Source organism: Psychrobacter sp. (genome assembly GCF_030457785.1).
GTDB lineage: Bacteria > Pseudomonadota > Gammaproteobacteria > Pseudomonadales > Moraxellaceae > Psychrobacter.
Genome location: NZ_JAKDUI010000130.1, coordinates 1 through 7,870, shown reverse-complemented (window position 1 = coordinate 7,870; position 7,870 = coordinate 1). Strand labels below are relative to the sequence as shown.

Genomic DNA, 7,870 nt, shown 5'->3' with positions numbered 1-7,870 from the left:
ATTCGTTAATGTCGAAATAATTATAACTAAGCACTGGACATATTTATTCATCAAGTCCGCAACAATCCGTTAATAAATGTAAGTATCGTATGGGTTTGAAGGGCAGTGCATCGGGCAGATATAAAAAAACCGCTCATCATTACGAAGAGCGGCTGATTTAATAATTTGACTGAGTATACGTTGGTTTAGCTGCGTAACGCTTTACCTGAGGTTTTGTCGACAGTGACTTTCGCAGGTTTAAGTGGCTTGGGCTTACTTACTAAAGCGGCTTTTAACACCTCATCGATCGTTGCGACTGGCTGAATGGTTAGACCTTCCTTAACATTGTCAGGAATATCGGCCAAATCACGCTCGTTGGCAGAGGGAATTAAGACAAGCTTGATACCGCCGCGATGGGCTGCGAGCAGTTTTTCTTTTAGACCGCCGATACGCAATATTTTACCGCGTAAGGTAATCTCGCCCGTCATCGCGATGTCTGGACGGATGGCGATACCAGTCAAAGCAGATACTAATGCTGTGGTGAGTGCGCCACCAGCAGATGGACCATCTTTCGGTGTAGCGCCTTCTGGCATATGTACATGCACGTCGGTGGTTTTGACCGTGTCGTAGTCGATACCTAAGCTATCGCCGCGTGCACGTACCACGCTCATGGCAGCTCGGATTGATTCTTTCATCACATCACCCAACGACCCTGTAAAGTTTAGCTCGCCTTTACCTTTCATCGCGACGGCTTCGATAGTGAGTAGCTCACCACCGACTTGTGTCCAGGCAAGACCAGTGATACGACCTATTTCAGGATCTTCTTCAGCCAGTCCATAGTCGTATTGATGAACACCTAAATAGTCGTCGATGTTTTTGTCATCAACAACGACCAACTCACGATCTGCTTTTTTCGGAGCGCGTGCACCATGACTTTCGACCGAACCACGAACGACTTTACGGCAAATTTTGTTGACTTCGCGCTCTAGGTTACGCACACCTGCTTCACGAGTATAGCTGCGAACGATGCTATGCAATGCTGCTTCTACAATCTCAATTTCGCCTGCTTTCAGACCGTTTTGTTTGACAGCCTTTGGCACCAAATACTTCTGCGCGATATTGACCTTTTCTTCTTCGGTGTACCCTGGTAGACGAATGATTTCCATGCGATCAAGCAGAGCAGGTGGCATGTCCATGCTGTTGGCTGTACAGATAAACATCACCTGAGACAGGTCTAAGTCCATGTCTAAGTAATGGTCGTTGAAGGTGTCGTTTTGTGATGGGTCCAACACTTCAAGCAATGCTGACGCCGGATCACCGCGGAAATCTTGCGCCATTTTATCGATTTCATCTAATAAGAATAGCGGGTTTTTGACTTCGACTTTTGCCAGCGACTGCACGATTTTACCTGGCATCGCACCGATATAGGTACGACGATGCCCACGAATTTCTGCTTCGTCACGCACGCCGCCAAGCGCCATACGTACAAACTTTCGACCAGTTGCTCGAGCAATCGATTCACCCAAAGAAGTTTTACCGACACCTGGAGGGCCGACTAGGCAAAGAATCGGACCACGAAGTTTCTTCACGCGTGATTGTACTGCCAGATATTCTAAGATGCGGTCTTTGACATCTTTTAGACCATAATGATCTTCGTCTAGTACCGTCTTGGCTTTATCTAAGTTGATTGAAACCTTGCTGGCCGCATTCCACGGCGTATCCAAAATCCATTCAATATAGTTACGTACGACCGAAGATTCACTTGATGCTGGTGGCATCATTTTTAGTTTTTTGAATTCTTGCTCGGCTTTTTTGCGCACATCGTCTGGCAAGTCGGCATTTTCTAGGCGATTTTCTAGTTCAGCGACATCATCTTCACCATCAAAGCTACCGTCGTTCATATCGGACAGTTCGTTTTTAATGGCTTTCATCTTTTCATTCAAGAAGTATTCGCGTTGGTTGTCTTCCATTTGCTGACGCACGGCATCTTGAATATCTTGCTCGATGTTTTGTTCAGCGCTCTGTTTGACCAAATATTCTGTTAGGGTGTTGATGTGCGTTTTGATGTCGTCGTTTTCTAAGAACGACTGTTTGACATCAAGATCCATCGAGACACGCGTTGAGATAAAGTAGACCAATTCAAGCAAGTCATCGATACGCTTTGCCACACGACTGAGTTCACGAGCATTACGTAGACGTGCTTCTGCATAACCTTCAAATAGCGTGTTTAATGCTTGAATGGTGTTTTTCTGTTGGCTCTCATCCATGCTGACATCAATATCAGCACGTTCAAAGTTTGCCATCAACAGCTCGTCGTGATTTTCGATATGATCAACGCGTGCACGGTATTGACCTTCGATCAATACTTTAATGCAATTCTCGTCACTATCATGCGGCATCGTGTTGACGATGCGGCAAACGGTGCCATATTGGTACAAGTTGTCTTGATCAATATCTTCGGTCAGCGAGTCTTTTTGTGCAACGACGAATACTTTGTTGCCGTACTCAGCCTGCGCTAGTTCGACGGCTTTCACCGATGGAGAACGCCCGACAAACAATGCAATTTGCATATGTGGGTAAACGACAACGTCGCGCAATGCCAGTAGAGGTAAATAGGTTACCGGCTCATTGTCCATACTGTCTTCTGATTCTTTAGCCGCAACGGGTGTGCTTTCTTTTGTATCGCTCGAAGCATTCTCATCAGAATCCGTCGTTGAGACGTCGATGTCGATATTGTCTTTATCTATATTATGTTCGCTCATATATTCCTTCCTCGTTAACCAGACTTGTAAAGTCAAGTTCGTGGCTCGTCTTTAGATAAATGGTGCTGCTCTATAAAATTGCAAGGCTTACTTTGATAAACAGCGGAGCGTGTTGTCGGTTTATTTGAGTTTTAACGGGTGTCTGTGCGCTGTTGTGCGTAGGTTTTAGAGAGCAAATCAGGTAAAATGTCGCGCGCACAATGCTCATGCTCTGATATTGAATGAAGGGTGTTAGCGGTACTGAGTCTTAGCGCACGAAATCGAAACAATACTGAACCCTAAAATATAGAACGTGGGAAGGGTATTAGTAAGTTAAAAAACAAGCGATAAAAGAGAAAGAGAGGTGAGTGTATGGCCATCAATGCAGTGCTGCTGGCAGTCGTTATCATGCTGGGGTTGTCCCTAGCGAGAGTGCACGTGGTGCTCAGTTTATTAATCGGAGCGCTGGCAGGTGGGCTCATTGCAGGCCTCGGCATGACAGATACGCTAAATGCTTTTCAAGAAGGTATCCGAAATGGTGCGCAAATTGCGCTGTCGTATGCGTTGCTCGGTGCATTTGCAGTAGCGATTGCACATTCAGGCCTACCTCAATCATTGGCAGGGGCGGTCATCAAGCGGATAGATGCTGGTGGCACGAGTGGCATGATTAAATATATGTTGTTTGCAGGTCTGGTCATGATGAGCTGCTTTAGCCAGAACTTAATACCTATTCACATTGCTTTTATTCCATTATTGGTACCGCCATTACTCTTGGCGTTTAATCGCATGCAGATTGACAGACGGCTCATTACTTGTCTACTGACCTTTGGTCTCGTTACCACTTACATGTTTATTCCTTATGGGTTTGGTGATATTTATCTCAATCAAATCATGCTCAAAAACGTCGGTGAAGCGGGCATTGATATCGCTGAGGTTTCAGTGGTGCAAGCGATGGCGATTCCAGCACTAGGTATGCTACTTGGTTTGCTGACAGCAGTATTTATCAGCTATCGCAAGCCGCGTCATTATCAACAGGTGACGATAGACAAGAGCGCCCACGATGCAGCGATAAAAGGCGATACATTGAGTGAGACGGCGTCTGGTGCTGCGATGCAAAGCAAGCTAAAGACACTGGCGGCGTTGGCTGCCATTGTCACCGCCTTTGTGGTGCAGCTTTATACTGACTCGTTATTACTTGGGTCAATGTTTGGCTTTGGTGTCTTTATGGCGACAGGGGTGGTCAAATGGCGTGAAGCAGACACAGTATTTAATGACGGTATCAAATTGATGGCGATGATTGGTTTCATTATGATTACTGCACAGGGTTTTGCAGAAGTGATGAAAGCGACTGGTGAAATTGCACCCCTAATCGATGGCGCGACCAACTTATTTGCTGGTAATAAAGCCATTGCTGCTTTGGTCATGTTGGGAATTGGTTTGGTCGTCACCATGGGTATTGGCTCATCGTTTTCGACGATTCCGATTATTGCCGCGATATATGTACCCTTGTGTATCTCGCTTGGGTTTTCGCCACTGGCTACCGTTGCGATTATCGGTACCGCAGGTGCGCTAGGCGATGCCGGTTCGCCTGCCTCAGATTCTACTCTTGGTCCGACATCTGGTCTGAATATTGATGGACAGCATGATCATATTAAAGACAGCGTGGTACCGACTTTCTTGCATTACAACATTCCGCTATTAGCCTTTGGCTGGATTGCAGCGATGGTGCTGTAAGTCTAAAAAGTGCTCGTGCAAAAAAAAGACTTATTTAATAAGTCTTTTTTTTGGTAAAATTCTGGGTGGTTCAAGAACATGACGAGGGTGCAGTTGTCTCTTCTGTATTTTCTAGACCATTTTTCATCTCTGTGATGCTTTTAGCTATCAGGTATACGAAAAAAAACTGTAAAACTGGATCGTATATTTGGTCTAGCGCTAAATTCCCTCTTATATAAGTGATGGCGGATACAGAAAATAAAGCAAATAATATGCCTAAGAAAAGCTGCGATATAAGAATCAAAACAGGTGAAAATGGTTTGTTATTGGGTTGTTTGTCGCGTTGTATTTCTATATAGCCGATAAGTGCGAAGGTATAAAATGTCGCTAGAGAAAATGCAAGGCTCTTAACATTGGTAAAATCAAAACCATTAGCGTCATAAATATACACAATGGGAGACAAGACAAACAGTATGCAAAAAAGATAAAAACAGAGCTTTAGTAATGTTGTTGATAGAAATGCTTGTTTTATTTTACTTGTCATAATTAAATGAACCTAATCAGTAATGATAATTATTTATGATTCTAGCAAACGATAATAGTTTGCTCAATCATTTGATGAATAAACGATTACTGCTTGTTATCCTCACTTTAAAATGAGGACACACCTTAGTTGTCAAAAGCGCTCAAAATCATCAAACTCGTTTATTTCGTCATGTAGATTACTGAGAAACACATCACTTTGCGTCATCAGTTCATTCAAGCGTTCTTCATTGATGATACTTGTCAGCTCGTCCGAGCTAAAAGGCTGCTCTTGGCTGTAATAGCGTGCCTCAGTTTCTACGCTTTCTAGCGTTTGCAAATGCAGCTCGACACCCTCTGCGCTAGAGTAGCTGTCTGTCTGGTTTATATTTTCATTCTCATTTTTCATCAAAACCACCGTATCCCACTTGGCGTAATCAAGCCGTCTAAAGGCACATCCCAAGACTGACGCACCAGCTTGTCTACTACTTGAAAATCATAGCACCAGCCTATTTTTAACGGTTTTTTTGCCCCTGAGCGATAGCTGTTACCAAGCGTTGTATCATAAAATCCACCGCCCATGCCCATGCGGTTGCCGTCTAAGTCTGCCGCTACCAATGGACAGATGATGACATCTAACGCTGTCGCCCACAATAGCTTGCGACTATGATTTTGCCGCATTCCTAACCGATGAATTCGTGTGGGTATATTGAGCAGTTTTGTATGATAAATGGGTACGAAGCGCATTCGCTTATCGTCGTTGCCAAGTGAACCCACGATGGGTAAATATGGTTGGTAACCTAAATGCTGACACCAGTCCAACAGTGGCTGAGTGGGCAGCTCACCGAAGCCGTCGTAATATAGACCGATGCGCGCGTTATCTGGCAGTCGCTGCTGTAGCTTGCTCAAATGCAAGCTTGCTAATTGTGCGTATTGCCGACGATGGTTTGGATTTAACTGGCGGCGCTGGCGGGTAAATTGCCGTCTGGGCGGATTGCTAGTGCCATTAGTTGGTTTCGTCATGGTTTTATCGTGATTAGCATTACTTTGATTGGCGCTACCTTGATCAGTAGCGCTGCTATTAATCGATAGATCAGGTGGTGAATTGGTTGATTGTGATTGGCTGTTGATTTTAGACATCAGTTACCCTCACGGACGTGGAGAAATTTGTGAAAAGTCATGCTATTATAATGCCACTTTACATCGTATCTTTCTTGATGTGCAGCAGAAAGTTGCACTTTTTACGGCTCAGCCATACAACAACAAACCAGAGAGGGTAGTTATGTCGACACAGAATCAGGCAACTCGTACTGAAAAAGACACAATGGGCAACGTGGAAGTCCCAGCCGATGCTTATTGGGGTGCGCAAACACAGCGTAGCCGCCAAAACTTTAAAATCGGTGGCGAGACATTACCACGTCCAATGATTGAAGCAATGGCGCTGGTCAAAAAAGCCGCTGCTATTACCAATGCTAGCTTAGAGCGTATCGAAGGCGACAAGCGCGACCTAATCGTACAAGCGGCTGACGAAATCATCAACGGCGGTCTTACCGATCAGTTCCCATTGGTTGTTTGGCAGACGGGCTCTGGCACGCAGTCAAACATGAACATGAACGAAGTGCTAGCAAATCGTGCCAATGAAATCGCTGGTTCTGAGCGTGGCAGCTATACGCCGATTCATCCAAATGACCACGTAAACCATGCACAGTCTACCAATGACAGCTTCCCAACAGCGATTCGTGTTGCTGCTGCTCGTCAAATGAACAGTTTGTTGATTCCTGCGGTCATAGCACTGCGTGACACATTGGCTGCTAAAGCTAAAGAATTCGATAGCATCGTTAAAATCGGTCGTACCCATTTACAAGACGCCACGCCTTTGACGCTAGGTCAGGAGTTCAGCGGTTATGTAAGCCAGCTGGATCATGCGCTAGTTCGCATCGATAACGCGCTACAAGGTCTATATGAATTGCCACTTGGCGGTACTGCGGTCGGTACTGGTCTCAATGCGCACCCTGATTATGCGGTAAAAGCAGCGGAGCAATTATCAACATTGACTGACTTGCCGTTTGTCACAGCACCGAACAAATTTGAAGCACTAGCCGCTCGTGATGCAGAAGTATTTGCTTCAGGCGCATTAAAAACATTGGCTGCTAGCTTGAACAAAATCGCTAACGACGTACGTTGGTTGGCGTCTGGTCCTCGTTGTGGTCTTGGCGAATTGACCATTCCTGAAAATGAGCCAGGTTCTTCTATCATGCCAGGCAAAGTGAACCCAACTCAGTCAGAAGCGATGACGATGGTTGTGGCACAAGTGATGGGTAACGACACGACTATCAGTATGGCTGGCGCGTCAGGTAACTTTGAGCTAAACGTTTATAAGCCAGTGGTCGCCTTTAACTTGTTGCAGTCTATTAAGCTGCTTGGCGATGCGTGTAACAGCTTCAACGAAAACTGTGCAACCGGTATCGAGCCAGTTAAAGAAAAAATTGATGATTTCTTGCACAATTCACTGATGCTAGTCACGGCGCTTAACCGTCATGTTGGCTATGAAAATGCAGCGAAAATCGCTAAGACCGCTTATAAAGAAAACAAAACGCTTAAGCAAGTTGCTGTAGAACTTGAGCTATTAACTGAAGCGCAGTTTGATGAGTGGGTCATTCCTGCTGATATGGTGAATCCTAAATAAGCAGTAGACCAAATATTGACCTACTACGGCGTTAGACTTGCTTAGTGTACAACAGGTACAGTTTGCACTCGTCTTTCCGGTAGTGTCATACTTGTTTCACTGAGAATTTAGAAATAAAAAGACCTTGTCACCTCTTATAAGAGTTATAAGAGAATGTGGCAAGGTCTTTTTTGGTTTATACTTTCCAAGCCAGCTCTATATTTTATATAGGAGATATAATCTTAAAGAT

Annotated in this window: 6 protein-coding genes; 2 read left to right on the top strand and 4 right to left on the bottom strand. The window is 44.8% G+C overall.

Translation table 11 applies throughout. The features are described 5' to 3' along the window. Positions 1–185: 185 nt before the first annotated feature. Positions 186–2,615, bottom strand: coding sequence for an endopeptidase La (gene lon, locus L0J61_RS07370; protein WP_301465721.1), 2,430 nt, complete (start codon positions 2,613–2,615; stop codon positions 186–188). A gap of 477 nt (positions 2,616–3,092) precedes the next feature. On the opposite strand from lon, the gene L0J61_RS07365 reads away from it, so the two are divergent. Further along, on the top strand, positions 3,093–4,454 hold the full coding sequence (locus L0J61_RS07365) for a Na+/H+ antiporter family protein (RefSeq protein WP_301465719.1): 1,362 nt from the start codon (positions 3,093–3,095) through the stop codon (positions 4,452–4,454). Between the two features lie 70 nt (positions 4,455–4,524). Here L0J61_RS07365 and L0J61_RS07360 read toward each other — a convergent pair whose 3' ends face one another. The 3 genes from L0J61_RS07360 to L0J61_RS07350 form a co-directional block, all read right to left on the bottom strand. Next, complete coding sequence (locus tag L0J61_RS07360) at positions 4,525–4,977, bottom strand: hypothetical protein (protein WP_301465718.1); 453 nt, start codon at positions 4,975–4,977, stop codon at positions 4,525–4,527. Positions 4,978–5,109: 132 nt separating this feature from the next. Next, positions 5,110–5,364 (bottom strand): hypothetical protein, encoded by a 255-nt coding sequence (locus L0J61_RS07355; RefSeq protein WP_301465717.1) that lies wholly within the window; start codon positions 5,362–5,364, stop codon positions 5,110–5,112. Further along, positions 5,364–6,095, bottom strand: coding sequence for a 5-formyltetrahydrofolate cyclo-ligase (locus L0J61_RS07350; RefSeq protein ID WP_301465716.1), 732 nt, complete (start codon positions 6,093–6,095; stop codon positions 5,364–5,366). The genes L0J61_RS07355 and L0J61_RS07350 overlap by 1 nt, the downstream gene beginning before the upstream one ends. Positions 6,096–6,237: 142 nt before the next feature. Between L0J61_RS07350 and fumC the strand changes: the two genes are divergently transcribed. Next, a complete protein-coding gene (fumC, locus tag L0J61_RS07345) occupies positions 6,238–7,641 on the top strand; it encodes a class II fumarate hydratase (RefSeq protein WP_301465715.1) in 1,404 nt (467 codons plus the stop codon). Positions 7,642–7,870: the final 229 nt, after the last annotated feature.